Source organism: Bacillus sp. 2B09 (genome assembly GCF_003946835.1).
GTDB lineage: Bacteria > Bacillota > Bacilli > Bacillales > Bacillaceae > Bacillus > Bacillus altitudinis.
Map to the genome: position 1 here is coordinate 432,355 of NZ_RPSG01000001.1, position 19,896 is coordinate 452,250.

At 39.8% G+C, this 19,896-nt stretch carries 23 protein-coding genes; 9 read left to right on the forward strand and 14 right to left on the reverse strand.

Annotated features, from left to right (window positions below; all coding sequences use genetic code 11):
- The first annotated feature begins 20 nt into the window (after positions 1-20).
- Both EBQ12_RS02180 and EBQ12_RS02185 read left to right on the forward strand, forming a co-directional pair.
- A complete protein-coding gene (locus EBQ12_RS02180; protein WP_008345070.1) occupies positions 21-200 on the forward strand; it encodes a DUF5325 family protein in 180 nt (59 codons plus the stop codon).
- Positions 201-473: 273 nt separating this feature from the next.
- Entirely contained in the window at positions 474-1,109 is a 636-nt protein-coding gene (locus tag EBQ12_RS02185) for a hypothetical protein (RefSeq protein WP_098680320.1), read from the forward strand.
- Between the two features lie 44 nt (positions 1,110-1,153).
- Here the strand turns inward: EBQ12_RS02185 and EBQ12_RS02190 are convergent, their stop codons facing one another.
- The 6 genes from EBQ12_RS02190 to EBQ12_RS02215 all read right to left on the reverse strand — a co-directional run bounded on the left by EBQ12_RS02190 (position 1,154) and on the right by EBQ12_RS02215 (position 5,380).
- Positions 1,154-1,447 (reverse strand): anti-sigma factor family protein, encoded by a 294-nt coding sequence (locus EBQ12_RS02190; RefSeq protein ID WP_098680319.1) that lies wholly within the window; start codon positions 1,445-1,447, stop codon positions 1,154-1,156.
- Positions 1,444-1,962 carry a sigma-70 family RNA polymerase sigma factor gene (locus tag EBQ12_RS02195; protein ID WP_206428011.1) on the reverse strand — a complete coding sequence of 173 codons (519 nt, stop codon included), beginning with the start codon at positions 1,960-1,962 and terminating at the stop codon, positions 1,444-1,446. The genes EBQ12_RS02190 and EBQ12_RS02195 overlap by 4 nt, the downstream gene beginning before the upstream one ends.
- A complete protein-coding gene (locus EBQ12_RS02200; protein ID WP_058337388.1) occupies positions 1,962-2,225 on the reverse strand; it encodes a hypothetical protein in 264 nt (87 codons plus the stop codon). Before EBQ12_RS02200 ends, EBQ12_RS02195 begins: the two co-directional genes overlap by 1 nt.
- Entirely contained in the window at positions 2,215-4,068 is a 1,854-nt protein-coding gene (locus EBQ12_RS02205) for a hypothetical protein (protein ID WP_235701849.1), read from the reverse strand. The genes EBQ12_RS02200 and EBQ12_RS02205 overlap by 11 nt, the downstream gene beginning before the upstream one ends.
- 183 nt (positions 4,069-4,251) lie before the next feature.
- Positions 4,252-5,058, reverse strand: coding sequence for an inositol monophosphatase family protein (locus EBQ12_RS02210; RefSeq protein WP_025207273.1), 807 nt, complete (start codon positions 5,056-5,058; stop codon positions 4,252-4,254).
- Between the two features lie 133 nt (positions 5,059-5,191).
- Positions 5,192-5,380, reverse strand: coding sequence for a hypothetical protein (locus EBQ12_RS02215; protein ID WP_008345085.1), 189 nt, complete (start codon positions 5,378-5,380; stop codon positions 5,192-5,194).
- Between the two features lie 287 nt (positions 5,381-5,667).
- On the opposite strand from EBQ12_RS02215, the gene EBQ12_RS02220 reads away from it, so the two are divergent.
- Positions 5,668-6,303 carry a DUF1054 domain-containing protein gene (locus EBQ12_RS02220; protein ID WP_125588929.1) on the forward strand — a complete coding sequence of 212 codons (636 nt, stop codon included), beginning with the start codon at positions 5,668-5,670 and terminating at the stop codon, positions 6,301-6,303.
- A gap of 226 nt (positions 6,304-6,529) precedes the next feature.
- On the opposite strand, the gene EBQ12_RS02230 is transcribed toward EBQ12_RS02220, so the two are convergent.
- The gene (locus EBQ12_RS02230; RefSeq protein ID WP_008345089.1) at positions 6,530-6,799 is read right to left on the reverse strand and encodes a UPF0223 family protein; all 270 of its coding nucleotides are present in this window, start codon (positions 6,797-6,799) and stop codon (positions 6,530-6,532) included.
- 189 nt (positions 6,800-6,988) lie between these two features.
- Here EBQ12_RS02230 and EBQ12_RS02235 point away from each other — a divergent pair, with 189 nt between their 5' ends.
- On the forward strand, positions 6,989-8,461 hold the full coding sequence (locus tag EBQ12_RS02235; protein ID WP_125588933.1) for an aminotransferase class I/II-fold pyridoxal phosphate-dependent enzyme: 1,473 nt from the start codon (positions 6,989-6,991) through the stop codon (positions 8,459-8,461).
- Between the two features lie 42 nt (positions 8,462-8,503).
- On the opposite strand, the gene EBQ12_RS02240 is transcribed toward EBQ12_RS02235, so the two are convergent.
- Positions 8,504-8,623 (reverse strand): GapA-binding peptide SR1P, encoded by a 120-nt coding sequence (locus tag EBQ12_RS02240; protein ID WP_003212464.1) that lies wholly within the window; start codon positions 8,621-8,623, stop codon positions 8,504-8,506.
- Positions 8,624-8,941: 318 nt separating this feature from the next.
- Between EBQ12_RS02240 and EBQ12_RS02245 the strand changes: the two genes are divergently transcribed.
- Positions 8,942-9,322, forward strand: coding sequence for a hypothetical protein (locus EBQ12_RS02245; protein ID WP_223255627.1), 381 nt, complete (start codon positions 8,942-8,944; stop codon positions 9,320-9,322).
- A gap of 125 nt (positions 9,323-9,447) precedes the next feature.
- Here the strand turns inward: EBQ12_RS02245 and lpdA are convergent, their stop codons facing one another.
- The 5 genes from lpdA to EBQ12_RS02270 all read right to left on the reverse strand — a co-directional run bounded on the left by lpdA (position 9,448) and on the right by EBQ12_RS02270 (position 15,649).
- Complete coding sequence (gene lpdA, locus EBQ12_RS02250; protein ID WP_003211097.1) at positions 9,448-10,860, reverse strand: dihydrolipoyl dehydrogenase; 1,413 nt, start codon at positions 10,858-10,860, stop codon at positions 9,448-9,450.
- A gap of 4 nt (positions 10,861-10,864) precedes the next feature.
- Complete coding sequence (locus EBQ12_RS02255) at positions 10,865-12,208, reverse strand: dihydrolipoamide acetyltransferase family protein (RefSeq protein WP_125588935.1); 1,344 nt, start codon at positions 12,206-12,208, stop codon at positions 10,865-10,867.
- Positions 12,209-12,316: 108 nt separating this feature from the next.
- Complete coding sequence (pdhB, locus tag EBQ12_RS02260; RefSeq protein WP_007498597.1) at positions 12,317-13,294, reverse strand: pyruvate dehydrogenase complex E1 component subunit beta; 978 nt, start codon at positions 13,292-13,294, stop codon at positions 12,317-12,319.
- 3 nt (positions 13,295-13,297) lie between these two features.
- Positions 13,298-14,413, reverse strand: a complete 1,116-nt coding sequence (gene pdhA, locus EBQ12_RS02265) for a pyruvate dehydrogenase (acetyl-transferring) E1 component subunit alpha (RefSeq protein WP_007498599.1) — start codon at positions 14,411-14,413, stop codon at positions 13,298-13,300.
- 567 nt (positions 14,414-14,980) lie between these two features.
- On the reverse strand, positions 14,981-15,649 hold the full coding sequence (locus tag EBQ12_RS02270; protein WP_125588937.1) for a YkyA family protein: 669 nt from the start codon (positions 15,647-15,649) through the stop codon (positions 14,981-14,983).
- Positions 15,650-15,884: 235 nt separating this feature from the next.
- On the opposite strand from EBQ12_RS02270, the gene EBQ12_RS02275 reads away from it, so the two are divergent.
- Entirely contained in the window at positions 15,885-16,064 is a 180-nt protein-coding gene (locus tag EBQ12_RS02275; RefSeq protein WP_026050085.1) for a YjcZ family sporulation protein, read from the forward strand.
- A 112-nt stretch (positions 16,065-16,176) separates the two neighbouring features.
- On the forward strand, positions 16,177-16,734 hold the full coding sequence (gene def, locus EBQ12_RS02280) for a peptide deformylase (RefSeq protein WP_008345111.1): 558 nt from the start codon (positions 16,177-16,179) through the stop codon (positions 16,732-16,734).
- Positions 16,735-16,772: 38 nt separating this feature from the next.
- Here def and EBQ12_RS02285 read toward each other — a convergent pair whose 3' ends face one another.
- Positions 16,773-17,552, reverse strand: a complete 780-nt coding sequence (locus EBQ12_RS02285; RefSeq protein WP_098680855.1) for a Cof-type HAD-IIB family hydrolase — start codon at positions 17,550-17,552, stop codon at positions 16,773-16,775.
- 394 nt (positions 17,553-17,946) lie between these two features.
- Between EBQ12_RS02285 and EBQ12_RS02290 the strand changes: the two genes are divergently transcribed.
- Together EBQ12_RS02290 and rnjA are read left to right on the forward strand one after the other, a co-directional pair.
- Complete coding sequence (locus EBQ12_RS02290; protein WP_008345114.1) at positions 17,947-18,156, forward strand: DNA-dependent RNA polymerase subunit epsilon; 210 nt, start codon at positions 17,947-17,949, stop codon at positions 18,154-18,156.
- Between the two features lie 5 nt (positions 18,157-18,161).
- Positions 18,162-19,829 (forward strand): ribonuclease J1, encoded by a 1,668-nt coding sequence (rnjA, locus tag EBQ12_RS02295; RefSeq protein WP_008345116.1) that lies wholly within the window; start codon positions 18,162-18,164, stop codon positions 19,827-19,829.
- Positions 19,830-19,896 lie beyond the last annotated feature (67 nt).

The window sequence follows — 19,896 nt, forward strand, 5'->3', positions numbered from 1 at the left end:
AAAAAAAGGGATGGAGACAAATGAAACAAATCAAATGGCTTCTATTATTATGTGCATTACTTGCCGTCGTCAGTATGGCGTTTATTGGAGTGTCTGTTGCAGAAAAAAGCATACTGGGAACATGCTTAAGTATTGTGTTCGCCATGATTTTCATGGGTACAGGATTTACATTAAAACGAAAATTAAACGTGCAATCATAAAATTTATGAAAAGCCTTTTACATTTTACATGTAGAAGGCTTTTATTTTGGGTAAAAACAAGACCAACCACCTATGTAATCCTAGTGATTCAACTAAAAATTTCATATAGTGTTGGCAAATCTAAGCAATCTGAACTCTTCCATTTTTCGACAAGAACTTTTATAGTTCTCCAAAATCAAACACAAAGTTACATTTTTCCTATTCTTCCACAAAGTTTCTCATGGTATGCTGTTCTTGCAACAAAATTTAACAGAAAAGGGAGAGAAAAGAAGCATGAAGAAGTTTTTGAGCAAATCGCTCAGCTCTGTTGTATTTTTCGCTTTAGCTATCATTTTTACTTTCACAACAGTAGCTCCTGGGCAAGCAAGCGCTGCAACTTTCAAAGGGATTCCTTTTGAGCAGCAACAAATTATTAAAGATTTATTGGAGAAAAACGAGCGTGTTATCAGCATTCTCATCAATTCATTTGTTGAGGAAGACAACAACTACACATTTGATGTGAAAAAAGCTGTTGAGCTCGGTTTGACTGAAGAAGAAGCGGCGACTGCTGAGAAATTCTTAGATCGCGCAGCTGTTCTTACAATCGTTTTCAGTGAAAGCATCACTAAAAACGAAAAAGGAAAATTAGTTTTTGATGCAGAAAAAGCTGTTGAACTTGGTCTTACTAAAGAAGAAGCAACTAAATTCGAAAAGCTTTTCAAATCAGTGATCAAAATTGCTGATCTTGCTGGTGATGCACTTGTTCTAGACAAAAAAGGAAACGTTGTAATTGATTCTAAAATCGCTAAAGGTCTTGGATTCAGCTCTACTGAATTACTTGTTGTCAACCAATTGCTTAAGAAAATTCCTCAAGAGCAATTAAAAACGTTCTATGATGCAGTTCAAATTGCTAAAGAAAAATTGAACTAAGCTCAAAAAACCCCCATCCGGTTCATCCAGATGGGGGTTCTTTCTTATATCCAATAAATCAAGAGCATGATGAAATAGACGATACTAAATACGATACTTGCCCGTAATAACAGTTTTCCATAGTAGCGCCTTTCAAACTTTCTTTTTTCTTCTTTTTCATCTATGAACGGTATGAATTCTGTTGACTTTGCAATAGACACTGGTTCTTTCATTTCTTCATATAGATGAAGGCATTTTTTGCATGAACGTAAGTGCTCATTCACTAATTGATTTGTTTCTTCACTCGTGTCCCCTTCTATATAAAGTGGTAATAGTTCTTCAATCAAATAACAGTTCATTTGTTGAACTCCTCACAATGTAGCTTTCGTTTCAGCTCTAATCTTGCTCGATGAAGGGTTGTCTTTACTTTAGATAAAGTCCAATTCAAAATTTCCGCTACTTCTTCATACGATAATTCCTGAATATCTCTTAAAATGAGGACTTCTCGGTAAGAATCCTTCAATTGATTGATATGGCTCCACAGCCTTTGAATTTCCGCTTGAGTTTCTAAATGCGCTTCAGGTGTCATGAATATCTGCTGCTCTAAAAAGTCAGCTTTTTCTACATCCGTAAAAGTTCGTTTTACTTTTCGGCGATAGTCGTTGACAAATGTATGATAAGCAATGGTGTAAAGCCATGTTTTAATGCTTGAATGTCCTTTAAAAGAGGATAATCCATGCAGTGCCTTGATAAATACATCCTGCGCAAGATCCTTGGCTGTTTCGACATTTCCCGTTCTGCGATATAAATATTTGGTGATTTCCTGAAAATATTCTTCATATATTTTTTCAATTTGATTGGTCGGTCTAGACATCAAAAATAAAACCACACAGTCATCCAAATTGATAAAACGATAAAAAAGAAGTATAACGAAGAAATAAACCACTTCATGCGTTTTAATTCGTGATAATCGCTCTGATCCTCAGTGTGGACAGGAGCAAACTCGTTTCCCTTAACAGAATGCTGAAACTGCTTTTCATGCGTCTTCATCCAGTTAGAAGCCTCTTCTCCAAGCTCCCCTTCCTGATACAATTCATATAAGTCTTGAAAGATGGCTTGTTTTTCTTTATCTGTCAAAACGTTGCACCTCTTTTGTTCGTCCATTTACTTCATATATTTTCCGCTCATTCGATCCGAAGGTTTGAATGATCACAAACCAGGAAATGCTCATTTTCCCCTCTTTGTCGATCATTCTCACCGGCTTGATTTGTTTTTTATAGATGGCATAAGGTTCATACTTTTTGAGAACTTGCTGATAGACTTCATCACGTTCTTGATTCGATACCGTATGCGGTAAAGAAGAGTCTGATTGCCAATTCAACTCAATTCCATCGGCATCTCTCGTCACATGAAGTAAATTTGATGACCCGTGAAAAGTATATTGTTTGTGTTCACGAGTTCCTGTTTCTGTCTTCACGTCTTTTGACTGTTCCCCTATCATTTCAAACAAATCTTCGTCACTGATATTTCCTTTTTTCTGTTGAAGAATCGCTTTTGATAGCTGTATTTTCAGCAATTCTTTCGTTGAACCATTAAACAGAAATTCAGATTGATCGGCTGTCTTTACCGCCACTTCATGCTGCCATTCAAAATAAAAAGCATCAACGTCTGTGATCTGGTAAGCTGGGGGCTGTAAATTTAACTTTTTATAAATACGATTAATTTTCGTTTTCATTTCTTTGTTTGTTAAATTGATCCCGTCTACATCCTTCAATTGAAAGATGGCGTTCCCATATTGCGCTTGTCGAAGCGTCTCTTTTTTCCATGTGGCAAACGCTAGGCTCTCATCTTTATTCTGAGACATTTTTGGCAAAAGAAGAACGCTTGTCTCCCCGTCTTCTTTTTCGACGACGATATGAATGCGGTCTAGATCAACGGATCGGCCGCTTCTTTCAAAAAATTCAATCGTTTTTTCCCTATATTCTTTATCGGTCAAATGCTGACCCTTTGCGCGACCATGATAAAAATAGCTGTTTAATTCACCTGTAAACGCAGAAACATTCACTTCATATTGATCGGCTGCAAACACATAGTTATAAGAGATCGGCTGTTTACTAGTCGTTGAATATAATGTAGTGTCCGATGGTACAAACTTTGAAGCGAATGCTTTTGCACTTGCTTCAGATAAAGGGCGATATTCTTCTGAGAAAGTATCTGTCAGTTCCGTTTTAGTAAATTGAAACATGATATGTGGGAGATTTAGGATCGGGTTCAGCATTAGCGTAAAAAAGACGACAATTCCCCAAGTACCCCACTGTCTCAACTTCACCTTGTTTTGTAGTAACGCACATAACAAATGTAATGTCATAAAGCTTCCTGCGGCCGCTACTAAAATCACAATGGATTTAAACGAAGATTGTAGCTCATACTTCGAGATAGAAGGATAAAAAATATACAGCAGCGCAGCGAAAATCAGGCCATAGAAAAACAGCAATTCTTTCCACTTCTGATGCCAAAACAAACGAAAGAATAGGTGAAGTACCAAAGCGGCAAAGCCAATCATAAGCAAAATGATGATCAAATCTCTCCATACCAGCTCCGTATCACCGCTGAGAAAGAACTTTTTGCTTTCAACTAACACAATAAATACCGTTTGACATAAAGGCAGAAGTAACACAGATAAATCAAATGCAAAAAACATGCCCCTATTTTTTAAATAAGGAAGAGAAATCACATAGAAAAGTGATGCAAGCAAGACATATCCATAGATGAGAAATTGCATGAAATCTGTCAGCACTTCAAATGTTTCGATCGTATACTGTCTAGCTAGCACTTGGTGGATCATCTCAAGTGTCATACTCCCTAGCAGAACTACTCTTAATATGATTCCAGCATAAAATACATAACGACTCTTCTTTTCTTTCCATATGGGAAGTGTAATAAAAAGGACAAATAGTCCAAGCACACACCATTGAATCATGTGGATACTGTACTCATTTAAAATAAAAAACCTTTCAAAATGGAGGGATAAATCACTAAACAAATCAAACATCGCTACACAATCCTTTACTTCAAATTAAGGCCTCGTTCGTATAGACATTTGACTTGTCAAAAAGTTTCATCAAATACAAAAAATCACTTCATTCTCATGAAGTGATGTTGTTTATTTTTTATTTCCGCTTCCTTTTATGTAATCATGCAAGATTTTTTCACAGACGGATCGATTTCCAGCAACAATGCTATTTTTCTCTAGAAACGTCAAGCGTTCTCCGTGAATATTCGAGTAAACAGCGCCTACTTCATCAAGTAACACACATCCAGCCGCATAATCCCAAGGCGCTAACCTTAACGTGACATATGCGTCGCTTCTTCCGCTTGCAATATAAGCTAGTTCAAGTGCAGCTGACCCAATCGTTCGTGTTCCTCTCACATCGCGTACGAGACGGGCAAACGGCTTAGCGTCAAAATGAGGGCTTTCAATCGCCCATGTTGGGTTAATGCCGACAATGGCTTTTTCAATGGCGACATCTTTTAGAGGCGGGAGTAAGGTATCGTTCATATACGCCCCTTCTCCTTTGACTGCATGATAGAGCTCGTCATGGATGACGTCATAAATAAGACCGATTTTCCCCACACCATGTTCAAATATCCCAATTGAAATGGCAAAATTTCGTTTTTGATGGACAAAGTTCATGGTGCCATCAATTGGATCAATGATCCATACTATCCCGTCAAGAGAGGTCACTTCTTCCCCTTGGCCCTCTTCTCCTAAAATATGATGATCTGAAAATGTCGACTGTATCTTTTCAATGAAGAAACGTTCTGTTTCTTTATCGATGTTTGTGACAAGATCATTTGGATTTGATTTTGTTTCAATTGATAGACCTTCCTGCATGGATGCTTTAATGCGGCTACCCGCTTCTTTTACCCAAAGCTTTGCAAGTCGGTCAATTTCCACCCAGTTTGTCATCGGACTGTAAACCTCTTTTCTATGTAGTACCTATTTGTATTAGCATACTGATATTATGTACGTAAAAGCAAGAAAAAAGCAGCTTCATACAAAAACGAACCGATGAATTGGTTCGTTTTTACCTCACCTTGTTTTACCCTTGAAGCTGCTCCCATTCTTTTCTTAGGCGCTCAAGCTTTCGTTTGCTGCGTTCTACTTGGATATCATCTTTTTGCTCGATGGCTTCATGAAGCGTAGAAAGCTCATAATCAACCTCTAATCTCCACACAGCGATGCGATTCTTCTTCTCTTGTCTATACCCATGCTTCACGATTTGCTTCATTGGTCAACGCCCCTTCCAGAGAATGATTCATTCCTTGTCAGTTTTCATTGATAAAAAATACAATCGATAAGAGAAATGGTTCTTGCTTATATCGTATGAAGCGATCGCATAACCGCAACGACATTCTGAAAATTGTGTTTTTACCTATTTGTTATGTACCACAAAATCGATGTCTTTAAACGCCGAACCAAGATCCCTGCTATCTTTCTCCTTAAAGTGCATCTTTTTTTGAGCTTGACCCAAGCTATGATAAAATATGATCAGCGAAAAGATACAGGAGGCATAACATGAGTGAAATGCGTTTTAGAGATGAAGATTTTGAAACATTCACAGTAGACGGTTTAGATGAACGTATGACCGTATTAAAAGAGAGAGTCCGTCCAAAGCTTGAAGCACTTGGTGAACATTTTGCGCCGCTTCTTTCTTCTATTACAGGAGACGAAATGTTTGTCCACGTGGCAAAACATGCAAGAAGATCAGTCAACCCGCCAAATGACACTTGGGTGGCTTTCGCTAACAGTAAGCGTGGGTATAAAAAGCTCCCTCATTTTCAAATTGGGCTTTGGAAAACTCATGTATTTGTATGGTTTGCGCTCATTTATGAATCTCCAGTAAAAGGTGAATATGGGCAACTATTCGAAAAAGAGCTGGACACAATCCAAAAGAAAATACCGCAAGACTTTGTTTGGTCTAAGGATCATATGAAACCGGACGTCCTCCGCCACAGCGAACTTGATGCTGAAGAGCTGAGAACACTATTTGAACGTGTTCAAACAGTCAAGAAGGCCGAACTCCTTTGCGGCATCCAGCTTCCTAGAGAAGAAGTTGTTCAAATGAATAATGAAGAATTCTTATCAAAAATTGAAGATGCCTTCCGCACAGTAACTTATCTATACCGCTTTACACAAAAAGAATCTGTATAAAAAAACGAGCCTATATTGGCTCGTTTCAGATTGTTGACAAAGGGCTAAAATGAACTTGATTTTAGCCCTTTGTCTTCTATTCAGCGTGATAGAAGGCCCTTGAAGTCTAGGAAGGACAGCTACTTTTACGGAGCGAATTTGACATTCGTGAGCACCAGCGCGCAGGACTGACAACGAATGCGAGGGTTTGTCTACACGCTGAAACGAGCCTATATTGGCTCGTTTTTCACATCCGTATCATAGCTGTTTCTTCAGCCTCTCTTGCACTTTTTACTGTGCGATAAGGGGAATACCCACTTCCCTTTTCAAACGCCGCACAATGCGTCTTTTCTTCTGCTTTTGATGGTACAACTTCTTTAAATCGTTTATAAGCCTCTAGTAACGCTTGTTTCGCAATTCCTGTTTCATAGGCTTTTTCAACGGCTTGAAAAAATGAAATGACCGCCATCTTTTCTTCAGTTGTCCAGTCGACGTCCATTGGATATTGATATTCCATTACTTGTCCCTCACTTTAATCCACATTTCTTATTTGAACTTTTATTATAGCATCTGTTTGATCAGAATCCGATTGATTTTATGCTTTACATTCCGATCAGTTCATAATATAATTCTTTTGTTTTATGCAATGAAATCTGCTGTTATTGGGATAATAATAGCAGGTATTTCGATGAAGGTGGGAAAGCAATTGTCACAACATGATACACCCTTATACACTGGACTAAAAAAACACGCTTCAACCAATCCAGTCCAATTTCACATTCCAGGCCATAAAAAAGGAGCCGGAATGGATCCTGAATTTAGAGCATTCATTGGAGACAATGCATTAAGCATTGACCTTATTAATATAGAACCTCTTGATGATTTACATTCGCCTCGAGGAATGATCAAAGAAGCACAGGAGCTTGCAGCAGAAGCATTTGGTGCAGACCATACGTTTTTCTCTATACAAGGAACAAGCGGTGCGATCATGACAATGGTGATGACCGTCTGTGGCCCTGGAGACAAAATTATTGTTCCACGTAATGTCCATAAGTCGATTATGTCTGCTATTGTATTTTCTGGTGCAGTACCTGTTTTTATTCACCCGGAAATTGACAAAGAGGTTGGCATCTCTCATGGCATCACGCCAGAGTCAGCTAAAAGAGCGCTGACTAAACATCCAGATGCGAAAGGGCTGCTTGTAATTAACCCAACGTATTTTGGCATTTCAGCTGATTTAAAAACCATTGTAGAGATTGCTCATTCATATGACGTACCTGTTCTTGTAGATGAGGCACATGGTGTGCATATTCATTTTCACGATGAGCTTCCATTGTCAGCGATGCAGGCGGGAGCTGATATGGCAGCAACAAGTGTGCATAAACTTGGCGGCTCTCTCACCCAAAGCTCGATTTTAAATATAAAAGAAGGGCTTGTTTCAAAGGATCGAGTACAATCTATTTTAAGCATGCTGACAACTACGTCTACTTCTTATTTGCTTTTAGCCTCCCTGGATGTCGCTAGAAAGCGATTAGCGACTGAAGGAAAGGCACTTGCAGATGAAGCCATTCGATTAGCTGAATCAGCAAGAACTCGTTTAAACGAAATTGAAGGTATTACTTGCATTGGTCAAGAAATTCTCGGTTCACCTTCTACTTACGATTATGACCCAACAAAATTAATCATCTCCATTAAAGACCTTGGACTGAATGGCCATGATGTGGAGAAATGGCTAAGAGAAAGCTACCGAATTGAAGTAGAGCTCTCTGACCTATACAATATTTTATGTATCGTGACGCCTGGCGATTGTGATGAGACGATTGATACGCTTGTAACGGCTATGAAGGAAATTGCGGCCACCTCTGCACGTCAAGGCGGCAAACAAGCCGTGACAGAAGTGTTACTGCCTGAAATCCCTTCGCTTGCGATGACGCCGCGTGACGCTTTTTACGCAACAACGGAAGTCATTCCATTTAAAGAAGCGGCTGGCCGGATCATTGCAGAATTTGTCATGGTTTATCCGCCTGGTATTCCTATTTTTATACCAGGAGAAATCATCACAGAAGAAAATATCTCCTATATCTTTAAAAATATCGAAATCGGTCTTCCTGTTCAAGGACCAGAAGATTCCACACTAGATATGATTCGTGTCATTAAAGAACAAAAAGCCATTTTATAAAAAAGAAACATGCAGCCCCATTGGAGCTGCATGCTTTTTTATTTATTCAGAGGCTTCATCACAGCAATGACAGTGACCACATGTTCCATAAAGTGTTGTCACTTTTTCATTTTCAAATTGATCAATGGTTTCATTGCAATCTTGACAAATAATTGTACCCACTTGTACATTCCCCTTTTCTTTACTCAAAGTTTGAAAGCGTTTAATCTATTTCATATCTCTATAATATGATGTCACATTTAAGTTGTCAACGGTTAATTGTATGACACAATTAATCATTTTTTATAAAAATATGTTTTTTTCTCATCATATTGAGGAAACGTTTCAAATGTATTTTGCTTCATATCAATTCTGTAACAATTGAGTAACAATCGAAAATTGTCAAAAAGGACGTGATACACTAGAGTGACTAACAGGGAACTGGCTCCTAAAAATGTTGGTACAACCCCAAAGGATTTTGAGGTGAATAGATTGAATTTTATGAGGACCCTTCTCATTATATTCCCTATGCTCTTTGTACTTAGTTCATGCTCATTTGCGTATATCATACCGAATCAGACAGACCAGGTCAGTCATATTCAAAAGCCAAGAATTCTCTTTTTTACTGATGCAGAAAATCTTGATAAAGAAAGTCCTTATTATGACGCAGTGCTCGATTTAAAAAATGAATATCCGAAGGAAATGTCCAAGATGATTGTCAAAGAAGATCGTAAAGGCTGGAAAAATGAAGTAGACGAACTGCCGGCTATTTTACTTGTCAATAATGAAAAAGTCATTGTGAAGGTGGAAGGTAATGTCCGAAGTAAAGAGGATATCTTATCACCCATATGCCAAGCATTAGATCGAGTGAATACAAATTAACGGTTCGACTTTGCACTTATATATCCATATGAAAAAAGCCCTCAGCTCATGAGGGCTTTTCGTTTTCAGCGAGGTTTCACATACATAAAAAAACCCTCTCCATACGGAGAGGGGTTAAACGTTCATTATTTTACAATATGGATTGGGCTTCCGATTGCTACTTCAGCCGTTTCCATTGTGATTTCACCTAAAGTTGGGTGAGCGTGAATTGTCATTGCGATATCTTCAGCTGTCACACCAGCTTCAATTGCAAGGCTAAGCTCTGAAATCATATCAGAAGCACCAACACCTGCGATTTGTGCACCGATCACTAGACCATCCTCTTTACGAGTGATCATTTTCATGAAGCCATCAGTTGCATCAAGAGAAAGTGCACGTCCGTTTGCTGCGAATGGGAATTTCGCTGCAACGATATCGATTCCTTCTTCTTTTGCTTCTGCTTCAGTGTATCCAACAGTTGCAAGTTCTGGCTCAGAGAATACAACAGCAGGAATACCAAGGTAATCAATTTCAGCTGGCTCTCCAGCGATTGCTTCAGCAGCAATTTTACCTTCGTAAGAAGCTTTGTGTGCAAGTGGTGGTCCATCAACGATGTCACCAATTGCATAGATGTTTGAAACGCTTGTACGGCATTGTTTGTCAGTTTTGACAACTCCGCGGTCTGTCAATTCAACACCAACTTGCTCAAGACCAAGCTCATCTGTGTTTGGACGACGACCAACAGTCACAAGTACGTAGTCAGCATCGACAGTTTTTTCTTCACCTTTTACTTCGAAAGTAACAGTGACACCGTCAGATTTTTCTTCAACGCCTTTTGCAAGAGCGTTTGTGTGAATTTCAACGTTTCCTTTTTTCTTCAGGTTACGTTTCACTAATGAGCTCATTTGCTTTTCAAAACCTGGAAGGATTTCGTCTCCACCTTCAAGGATGACAACTTCTGTTCCAAAGTTCGCATAAGCAGTACCAAGCTCAGTACCGATGTATCCACCACCGATGACAACTAACTTTTTAGGTACTTCTTTAAGCGCTAAAGCACCAGTTGAGTTAATCACGCGGTCTGTGTATTTAAATGTAGGCAATTCGATTGGACGAGATCCAGTTGCAAGAATTGCATTTTTAAATGTATAAGTCTGCGCTGAATTTTCATCCATGACACGTACAGAGTTGCTGTCTACGAAATAAGCTTCACCTTTGACGATGTCTACTTTATTTCCTTTTAGAAGACCTTGAACTCCACCTGTTAATTTGTTGACAACAGAAGCTTTCCACTCTTGAACTTTTGTGAAATCAACTGTTACGTTTTCAGCTTTGATACCCATGTCTTCAGAATGCTTTGCATTCTCGAAACGATGTCCAGCATTGATCAATGCTTTTGAAGGGATACAGCCGACGTTTAGACATACGCCGCCAAGTGTTCCTTTTTCAACGATTGTTACTTTTTGTCCTAGCTGTGCAGCACGAATAGCAGCTACATATCCACCAGGACCTGCACCGATGACAAGAGTATCTGTTTCGATTGGAAAATCTCCTACTACCATGAATTTACGCCTCCATTAAAATTAATTGTGGATCATTCAATAAACGCTTGATGTGGTTAAGGGCATTTTGCGCAGTAGCTCCATCAATCATACGGTGGTCAAAGCTTAGGGAAAGAGCTAAGACTGGAGCTGCAACGATTTCGCCATCACGAACAACCGCTTTTTCAGCGATACGGCCAATACCAAGGATCGCTACTTCTGGGTGGTTGATGACTGGAGTAAACCATTGTCCACCAGCAGAACCGATGTTTGTGATTGTGCAAGATGCACCCTTCATTTCAGCTGGAGCCAATTTACCATCACGTGCTTTTGTTGCAAGCTCATTGATTTCGTTAGATACTTCGAAAATCGCTTTGCGATCTGCATTTTTCACAACTGGAACAAGCAAGCCTTTTTCAGTATCAGCTGCAATTCCGATGTTGTAGTAATGCTTTTGAACAACTTCATCTGTTTTATCATCGATAGAAGTGTTAAGTACTGGGTACTTTTTCAAAGCAGACGTTAGAGCTTTTACAACGTAAGGCAAGTAAGTTAACTTGATTCCTTGATCAGCTGCAACTTGTTTGAATTGTTTACGATGTGCAACAAGGTTTGTTACATCAACTTCATCCATTAATGTTACGTGAGGAGCTGTGTGCTTAGAGTTCACCATTGCTTTCGCGATCGCTTTGCGGATTCCGCTCATTTTCTCGCGAGTTTCTGGGAATTCTCCTTCTAGAACTGGAGCTGCTGCCGCTTTTGGAGCCGCTTCTTCTTTCGCACTTTCAGCTGCTTGAGGTGCTGCTTCTTGAGTTGCTGCAGAACCGCCATTAAGGAAGCTGTCGATATCTTCTTTTAGCACGCGGCCATTTTTACCAGTACCTGCAACTTTGTAAATTTCAACGCCTTTTTCACGCGCATATTTACGTACAGATGGCATAGCAATAACGCGTTTGTTAGGATCAGCATCTACTTGCTCTTGTGCGCCAGCACCAGTTGCTGCTGCCGCTTCTTCTTGAGCAACTTCTTTCTTTTCAGGCTCGTTACCAGCTTCAGCACTACCTTGTACTTGAGCTTCAGTTTTCGCTTCGCCTTCTTCTTCGCTGCCTTTAAATTGAAGATTTTCGTAGCCAGGTGCATCAAACGTAATGATTGTTTGTCCTACAGTTGCAACTGTTCCCTCTTCAACTTTTAATTCTAATACTTTTCCTTTAACAGGTGAAGGAATTTCTACAACTGCTTTATCATTTTGTACCTCTGCTAAAACGTCATCTTCATTGATTTCGTCGTTTGGTTTTACAAACCACTTAACGATCTCACCTTCGTGGATACCTTCTCCGATGTCCGGAAGTTTAAATTCAAATGCCACTGTTTTTCGCCTCCTAGATTATGTTAAACCCTTGTTCTGTCAACATTACACGGTCATGTAATTGATAAAGGGGAAGAGAAATAAATTCTTTTCCCCTCTGTCATTTAATTAAAATTCAAGAACTTTCTTAGCTGTTTCAAGCACGTCTTTATGGTTTGGAAGCCATACGCTCTCAGCTTGAGAGAAAGCAAATACAGTATCAGGTGCAGCTACACGAAGTACTGGTGCTTCAAGGCTAAGAATTGCTCTATCATTGATTTCAGCTACTACGTTTGCTGCAATACCAGCTTGTTTTTGTGCTTCTTGAACAACGATCGCACGACCTGTTTTTTCAACAGAAGCGATGATTGTTTCAATATCAAGCGGGCTCACTGTACGAAGGTCAACGACCTCAGCAGAAACGCCTTCTTTTTCAAGTTCTTCAGCAGCTTTAAGTGATTCGTGAACCATTGCACCGTAAGTGATGATTGAAAGGTCAGAACCTTCACGTTTCACGTCAGCTTTACCGATTTCAATTGTGTACTCTTCTTCAGGAACTTCCTGACGGAAAGAACGATAAAGTTTCATATGCTCAAGGAATACAACCGGATCGTTGTCACGGATTGCAGAAATTAATAGTCCTTTTGCATCGTAAGGTGTTGAAGGAATAACAACCTTGATACCAGGCTGTTGTGCAATAAGACCTTCTAAGCTATCAGCGTGAAGCTCAGGTGTGTGAACTCCTCCGCCAAATGGAGAACGGATTGTCACTGGAGAATGCCAGCGTCCACCAGAACGGTAACGCATACGAGCCATTTGTCCAGAAACAGAATCTAATACTTCGTAAACGAATCCGAAGAATTGAATTTCCATTACTGGGCGGAATTCTTGTAGTCCAAGGCCAATTGCAAGACCGCCAATACCAGATTCAGCAAGTGGAGTATCGAATACACGATCCTCACCAAACTCTTTTTGCAATCCTTCAGTCGCACGGAATACGCCGCCGTTTTTACCAACGTCTTCTCCGAAAACAAGAACGTTTTCGTCATTTTTCAGTTCTGTGCGTAACGCATCAGTGATCGCTTGAATCAATGTCATTTGCGCCATGGCTTACTTCGACTCCTTCTGTTTGTAGATTTCAAGCTGTTCAACCAAGTTAAATGGTTTCACATCGTACATGTTTTCAATCAAATCAGTGACTTTCTGCTTAGGCTGTTCGTCAGCTTCTTTGATTGCTTGTTTGATTTGTTCTTTTGCATCTTCGATGACTTTATTCTCTTCTTCTTCAGACCAAAGGCCTTTGTTTTCCAAGAATTTGCGGTAGCGTACCAATGGATCTTTTTGCTCCCACTCATTTTCATCTTCTTTTGTACGATATCTTGTTGGATCGTCACCAGCCATTGTATGTGGGCCGTAACGGAATGTAAGAGTTTCAATTAATGTTGGACCTTCACCATTTACAGCACGCTCACGAGCTTCAGCAGTCGCTGCGTATACAGCTAATGCATCCATACCGTCAACTTGTACGCCTACGATACCAGCTGCAGCTGCTTTTTGTGCAATCGTTTGTGCAGCAGATTGCTTTTCAACAGGTGTAGAGATCGCATATCTGTTGTTTTGGACAACAAAAATCGCTGGCGCTTTGTAAGCCCCTGCAAAGTTAATACCTTCGTAGAAATCACCTTGTGAAGCTCCACCATCACCAGTGTAAGTGATTGCAACAGCATTTTTACCGCGCTTTTTCAAACCAAGAGCTACACCAGCAGCTTGAATGATTTGTGCACCGATAATGATTTGCGGAGAAAGTGCATTCACATCTTCAGGCATTTGGTTTCCAACAAAGTGTCCACGAGAGAACAAGAATGCTTTTGTTAGTGGAAGACCATGCCAGATTAATTGTGGCACATCACGATATCCTGGAAGAATGAAATCTTCTTTCTCAAGTGCAAAGTGAGTTGCAAGCTGAGAAGCTTCTTGTCCAGCTGTTGGCGCATAGAAGCCAAGACGTCCTTGACGGTTCAATGAAATTGAACGTTGATCTAATACACGTGTAAACACCATACGGCGCATTAATTCTTTTAATTGGTCATCTGAAAGATCTGGCATTGCCGCTTCGTTTACGACTTCGCCTTTTTCGTTTAAAATTTGGAACGTTTCAAACTGCTTTTTGATGGCATCGAATTGCTTTTTGCTATCAACAATTGCTTTTTTTGTTTTTGCAGCCATTCTAAAGTCACCTCTTCCTTTCTTTTAACAGTCAATTTGTCGTGAATCCATTTATACATACAGATATAGGATAACCCAAAATGCTCATATGACTCCTGTATATAATAGCCACAAAGATCATTGTCGAAACATTGGATGATCGCTTGCTTTTGAGTTTTTCTAACTGTATTAACGATAGTTCACAAAAAACTAATACAACTTCTGTTAACAAGGAATAGTTTACAACAAGAAAAATAGTCCGTCAATTGATTTAACGGCTTTATTTAAATAAATGTATTCGCTTTACTTTTTATGGTGACCTGTATCAATCTGTTTAATCAACAGCACAAACTGTACTAGTATAGAGTGGGTCGCTGTACTACAATAGCAGATGTTTGTTTTTGTCGAAAAATAAAAAAAGAGCTATTTTTAGCTCTTTTGATCGTGATGGACAAGGGGCTAAAATGAACTTCATTTTAACCCCTTCTCTTCTTTTCAGTTTGACTTCTTGAAAAAACGAGTAACGACACGCGGGCACTTTGTGAGTAGCAGCGATAAACAGAGCTAGCAAATATGAAAGTACTGTTTTTAACTGTTTTGTGATTCTTTCTGAGCTGTTTTGTATAAAGTTTGTTTATATTCGTTCAATTGATCTGTATATTGATTGAACTTCTTGCTTTCTTTTCTCACTTTACTATAGGAACGATTGACTGTTTTCAGTTTGGATTTCAGTTCAGCGTATCCTAAGTCTTTTCTTTTTAAAGATTCATACAAGTGCTTGTCTTGTTTCAGCGCCTTTTGATACTCACGGTAAAGCTGATCATACGATGCATATCTTTTTTCAATTGATTTGACTGTTTGTTCTGCTTTGTCTTTTACTTCCGCATCTTTTATCTGTTCAGCGAATTCCTTTACAGATTGAAATTCTTTTTTCGATTGATCCATGCTGTCTTTTTCTGTTTTTAAATGTTCTTCACGCTTTTCTGCCGATGCTAATGCTTGATCAGACAAGCTTGCGACTGTTTTTGTGTGGTCTTTTGTTGTTTGAATCATTTTTTTATACAACTGCTGTTCTTTTTTCTCATAGCTTTGCAGTGCGCCTTGTTCTTTTTCAAAGGATGCTTCTTTTTCGCTCATTTTCGTCATGGCATCTTGCATCTCATAAAGCGGATTTTGACCTCCGCAGCCCGCAAGCAAGAGGGTACATATCCCCGCTAAAGTTGCACCTGCTTTTATTCTTCTTTTCATCTGTTTCAATTACAAGGTCCCCCTTTACATCTCCACATACCACTATAATTTTTCAGGGCGGTTGTGACAAGGAAAGAGGCTGGTTTTTTGAGGGGAAAGAAGATTTTTTTCATGCTCTAGGCTCATGACTATACAAATAGTGCATTCATACATAGTTTATATTACACGCTTCGCCTTCACTTATGAGAGGCCGAGTGTATTTCCAAAGGAGGTCAAAAGTATGTCTAATTATAGTCATGGAAGTATGTATGGTGGATACGGCGGTTACGGTTATGGATACGGCGGCGGTTGTTGCTATCCAAGTTATGGTGGTGGATACGGTTGCGGTTACGGTGGTGGACGTACATTCGCTTTAATCGTCGTCCTATTCATTCTATTGATCATTGTTGGCGCAGCATTCTTAGGCGGCGGTGGCTGCTGCTAATGGCTGAATAAGCCTCTGACCGGTCTCATACGACCGGTCTTCTTTATTTCATTGCATATGTCGTGTATCATTTTATATACTTTACATACAAAGGAAATAGGAGTGAAGTTTTGTGATTACCATGGATGATATCGTACGAGACGGGCATCCCGTCTTAAGACAAACAGCTGAAGCGGTCGAACTCCCGCCAACAGAAGAAGAAAAACAGCAATTAGCTGACATGATTGAATTTGTCAAAAACAGTCAGGATGCAGACATTGCTGAAAAATATGAACTTAGACCCGGTGTTGGCCTAGCAGCTCCGCAAATCAATATCAGTAAACGAATGATCGCTGTTCACTGTGAAGACGAGGGCGGGGAACTTTACAGCTATGCATTATTCAATCCTCGCATTGTTAGCCATTCAGTCAAAAGAGCTTATTTAGCTACTGGAGAAGGCTGTTTATCTGTTGATGAAGCCATCCCTGGATTCGTCCCGCGCTATGAAAAAATCAGGGTGAAAGGTACAACGCTTGAAGGTGAAGACATTGATATTCGCCTCAAAGGGTTTCCGGCCATCGTTTTTCAGCATGAAATTGACCACTTAAATGGCATTATGTTTTATGATCATATTCAAAAAGATCATCCATTCGCCGAGCCAGACAACGCGGTTGCGATCGGCAGATCATAAAATAAAAACAAGACCCGTCCATCAGCGGGTCTTGTTTTTTATTCTTCAATAAGGCCTAATTCAGTCACAGCGTGGAATATGCCATCCTCATCTACAGGTTTGGTGACAAAGTCAGCTAATGTTTTTAATTCATTGACTGCATTCCCCATCGCAACGCCTGTTCCAACAAACGAAATCATTTCTCGATCGTTCAGCCCGTCACCGAAGGCAATTGTGTCCTTTTGATCGTACGGGAGTCTTTCAATGACTCGTTTAATTCCTTCAGCCTTTGATCCACCTTTTGGCAGGACATCCGTAGACAGCTCATGCCACCTGACGAGATCAATTTCTTCACGGAACGCTTCATATAGATGTTCCTCTTCTGCTTTACAAAATAGCAGCATTTGATAAATGACGTTTTCTTTAAAGAATGATAAATCATGCTCGGGATGCTCTGTTTTTAAAGTGCCAATCCCTTCATGGATAAATGGATGGTTCGGCACAGACGCCTTCATCGTCTTCTCTCCCATGAAAACAAGCGGATGATCATGTTGATCCGCTGTTTCATAAATTTTATCCATCAGCTCTTGCTTAAGCGGATTGCCGTAAATGACTTCTCCTTCGTACATGACATACTGACCGTTATAAGCAATAAATGAGTCAAGCCCTATTTCTTCTAAAATAGGCTGAATGAGAAAAGGCGAACGGCCAGATGCAATGAAGAGATGATGCCCTTTTTCTTTTAATAAACGAACAGCTCGCTTCGTTGATTCAGGTATTTTTTTATCATGGTCATATAAAGTACCGTCGATATCAAAGAAGATGACTTTTTTATTCATATCTCGTCTCCTGTCTCTTGTTATGTATACCCTCTCCCCTTCATCATACAGAAAGATCTTCACTGACGAAACCACTTCCTCTTAAAACACCCATTTCCCACATATAACCATGTAACATTAAGTGGAAACATCATATAATACAAGTATATAGAGAGAACGGAACAAATGGCTGAATGAGACTCATACCGAAAGGAGGCGATCCGCGATGCTTCGTCGTCTGCGCAAGAAAATTCGAAAACAATGGAAGGACATGCTTCGTAAAAAATCGATTGCTTAAAAGGATCTTCCGCACATTTGCTGAAGGTCCTTTTTTCTCTGAGACTTTTCTTATGCGCGTTTTTTTAATATAATAGAATAAGCGAGTGTAACATACGGTATTTAAGGAGAGATTTGGATGATATATAAGGTATTTTTTCAGGCAAGTACGACTGAGGTACCTGTGAGAGAACACACAGATTCACTATACGTTGAAGCGGTTTCTGAAAGAGACGTACGCGATAAGTTGAAAAAACATAACTACAATATTGAATTCATTCAGCCTGTAGACGGTGCTTTTTTAGACTATGAACGAGAAAGTGAAAATTTTAAAGTATTGGAGCTATGAGAGGAATGAAATTTGTAAAAAACGATCAGGCGGCAGTTTTTGCGCTCGGCGGATTAGGCGAGATCGGTAAAAACACGTATGGCGTTCAATTTCAAGATGAAATCATTTTGATTGATGCTGGTATTAAGTTCCCTGAAGATGAACTTCTTGGAATTGATTACGTCATCCCTGACTATACGTATTTAGTTAAAAACGAAGATAAAATCAAAGGTCTTTTTATTACTCACGGACATGAAGACCACATCGGCGGTATCCCTTACCTTCTCAAGCAAGTGAATATTCCAGTTTACGGAGGCAAACTCGCAATCGGCCTACTTCGTAACAAATTGGAAGAGCATGGTCTATTAAGACAGACCAAACTTCACATCTTTGAAGAAGAAGATACGATCAAATTTAGAAAAACAGCTGTGTCTTTCTTTAGAACGACGCACAGTATCCCAGATTCTTATGGAATTGTCGTGAAGACACCTCCTGGTAACATCGTACATACAGGCGATTTCAAGTTTGACTTTACTCCTGTTGGCGAGCCTGCCAATTTAACGAAAATGGCTGAGATCGGGAAAGAAGGCGTTCTTTGTCTTCTATCTGACAGTACAAATAGTGAAATTCCAGAATTTACGATGTCCGAAAGACGTGTAGGTGAAAGCATTGATGACATCTTCAGAAAAGTAGATGGACGTATTATCTTTGCTACATTTGCATCTAACATTCACAGACTTCAGCAAGTGATCGAGTCAGCTGTTGCCAACGGCCGAAAAGTCGCTGTGTTTGGGCGCAGCATGGAGTCTGCCATTGATATTGGACAAGAGCTCGGATATATCAAATGTCCAAAAAACACGTTCATTGAACACAATGAAATCAACCGCCTTCCAGCAAACAAAGTAACCATTCTTTGTACTGGTAGTCAGGGTGAACCGATGGCCGCTCTTTCTCGTATTGCCAACGGTACGCACCGACAGATTTCAATTAACCCTGGAGACACTGTTGTCTTCTCGTCTTCACCGATCCCAGGTAACAATATTAGCGTAAGCCGTACTATTAACCAGCTGTATCGTGCTGGTGCTGAAGTCATTCATGGCTCACTCAATAATATTCATACCTCTGGACACGGCGGGCAGGAAGAACAAAAGCTGATGCTCCGTTTAATTAAACCTAAATTCTTCATGCCGATTCACGGTGAGTACCGCATGCAAAAAACGCATATTAAACTTGCGAATGATTGCGGAATCCCTGAGGAAAACTGCTTTATCATGGATAACGGTGAAGTTCTTGCTCTGAAAGGTGACGAAGCAAGTGTCGCTGGCAAAATTCCATCAGGCAACGTGTATATCGACGGTAGCGGTATTGGTGATATCGGCAACATCGTGTTAAGAGACCGCCGCATTCTTTCAGAAGAAGGTCTTGTCATTGTTGTTGTCAGCATGGATATGAAAGAATTCAAAATTTCTGCAGGTCCTGATTTAATCTCAAGAGGTTTTGTCTACATGAGAGAATCTGGAGACCTCATTAATGACGCGCAAGATCTCATTTCAAAGCATCTTGAAAAAGTAATGGAACGTAAGACGACTCAATGGTCAGAAATTAAGAACGAGATTACTGACACTCTTGCTCCTTTCCTTTATGAAAAAACAAGACGCCGCCCAATGATCTTACCGATTATTATGGAAGTGTAAGGACGTACAGGGAGACACAGCCAATTGGCTGTGTCTCTTTTTTATGCGCAATAAAAAAACCCGCATA

Excerpts from the sequence above, each read along its gene's own strand:
- EBQ12_RS02275 (WP_026050085.1), top strand. The coding sequence starts at position 15,885 with ATGTATGGTGGATACGGCGGTTACGGTTATGGATACGGCGGCGGTTGT.
- EBQ12_RS02230 (WP_008345089.1), bottom strand. The coding sequence starts at position 6,799 with ATGGAATATCAATATCCAATGGACGTCGACTGGACAACTGAAGAAAAG.
- EBQ12_RS02190 (WP_098680319.1), bottom strand. The coding sequence starts at position 1,447 with ATGAACTGTTATTTGATTGAAGAACTATTACCACTTTATATAGAAGGG.
- EBQ12_RS02215 (WP_008345085.1), bottom strand. The coding sequence starts at position 5,380 with ATGAAGCAAATCGTGAAGCATGGGTATAGACAAGAGAAGAAGAATCGC.
- lpdA (WP_003211097.1), bottom strand. The coding sequence starts at position 10,860 with ATGGTAGTAGGAGATTTTCCAATCGAAACAGATACTCTTGTCATCGGT.
- pdhB (WP_007498597.1), bottom strand. The coding sequence starts at position 13,294 with ATGGCGCAAATGACATTGATTCAAGCGATCACTGATGCGTTACGCACA.
- pdhA (WP_007498599.1), bottom strand. The coding sequence starts at position 14,413 with ATGGCTGCAAAAACAAAAAAAGCAATTGTTGATAGCAAAAAGCAATTC.
- rnjA (WP_008345116.1), top strand. The coding sequence starts at position 18,162 with ATGAAATTTGTAAAAAACGATCAGGCGGCAGTTTTTGCGCTCGGCGGA.
- EBQ12_RS02205 (WP_235701849.1), bottom strand. The coding sequence starts at position 4,068 with ATGATTCAATGGTGTGTGCTTGGACTATTTGTCCTTTTTATTACACTT.
- EBQ12_RS02180 (WP_008345070.1), top strand. The coding sequence starts at position 21 with ATGAAACAAATCAAATGGCTTCTATTATTATGTGCATTACTTGCCGTC.
- EBQ12_RS02220 (WP_125588929.1), top strand. The coding sequence starts at position 5,668 with ATGAGTGAAATGCGTTTTAGAGATGAAGATTTTGAAACATTCACAGTA.
- EBQ12_RS02290 (WP_008345114.1), top strand. The coding sequence starts at position 17,947 with ATGATATATAAGGTATTTTTTCAGGCAAGTACGACTGAGGTACCTGTG.
- EBQ12_RS02245 (WP_223255627.1), top strand. The coding sequence starts at position 8,942 with ATGAGGACCCTTCTCATTATATTCCCTATGCTCTTTGTACTTAGTTCA.
- EBQ12_RS02210 (WP_025207273.1), bottom strand. The coding sequence starts at position 5,058 with ATGACAAACTGGGTGGAAATTGACCGACTTGCAAAGCTTTGGGTAAAA.
- EBQ12_RS02185 (WP_098680320.1), top strand. The coding sequence starts at position 474 with ATGAAGAAGTTTTTGAGCAAATCGCTCAGCTCTGTTGTATTTTTCGCT.
- EBQ12_RS02285 (WP_098680855.1), bottom strand. The coding sequence starts at position 17,552 with ATGAATAAAAAAGTCATCTTCTTTGATATCGACGGTACTTTATATGAC.
- EBQ12_RS02195 (WP_206428011.1), bottom strand. The coding sequence starts at position 1,962 with ATGTCTAGACCGACCAATCAAATTGAAAAAATATATGAAGAATATTTT.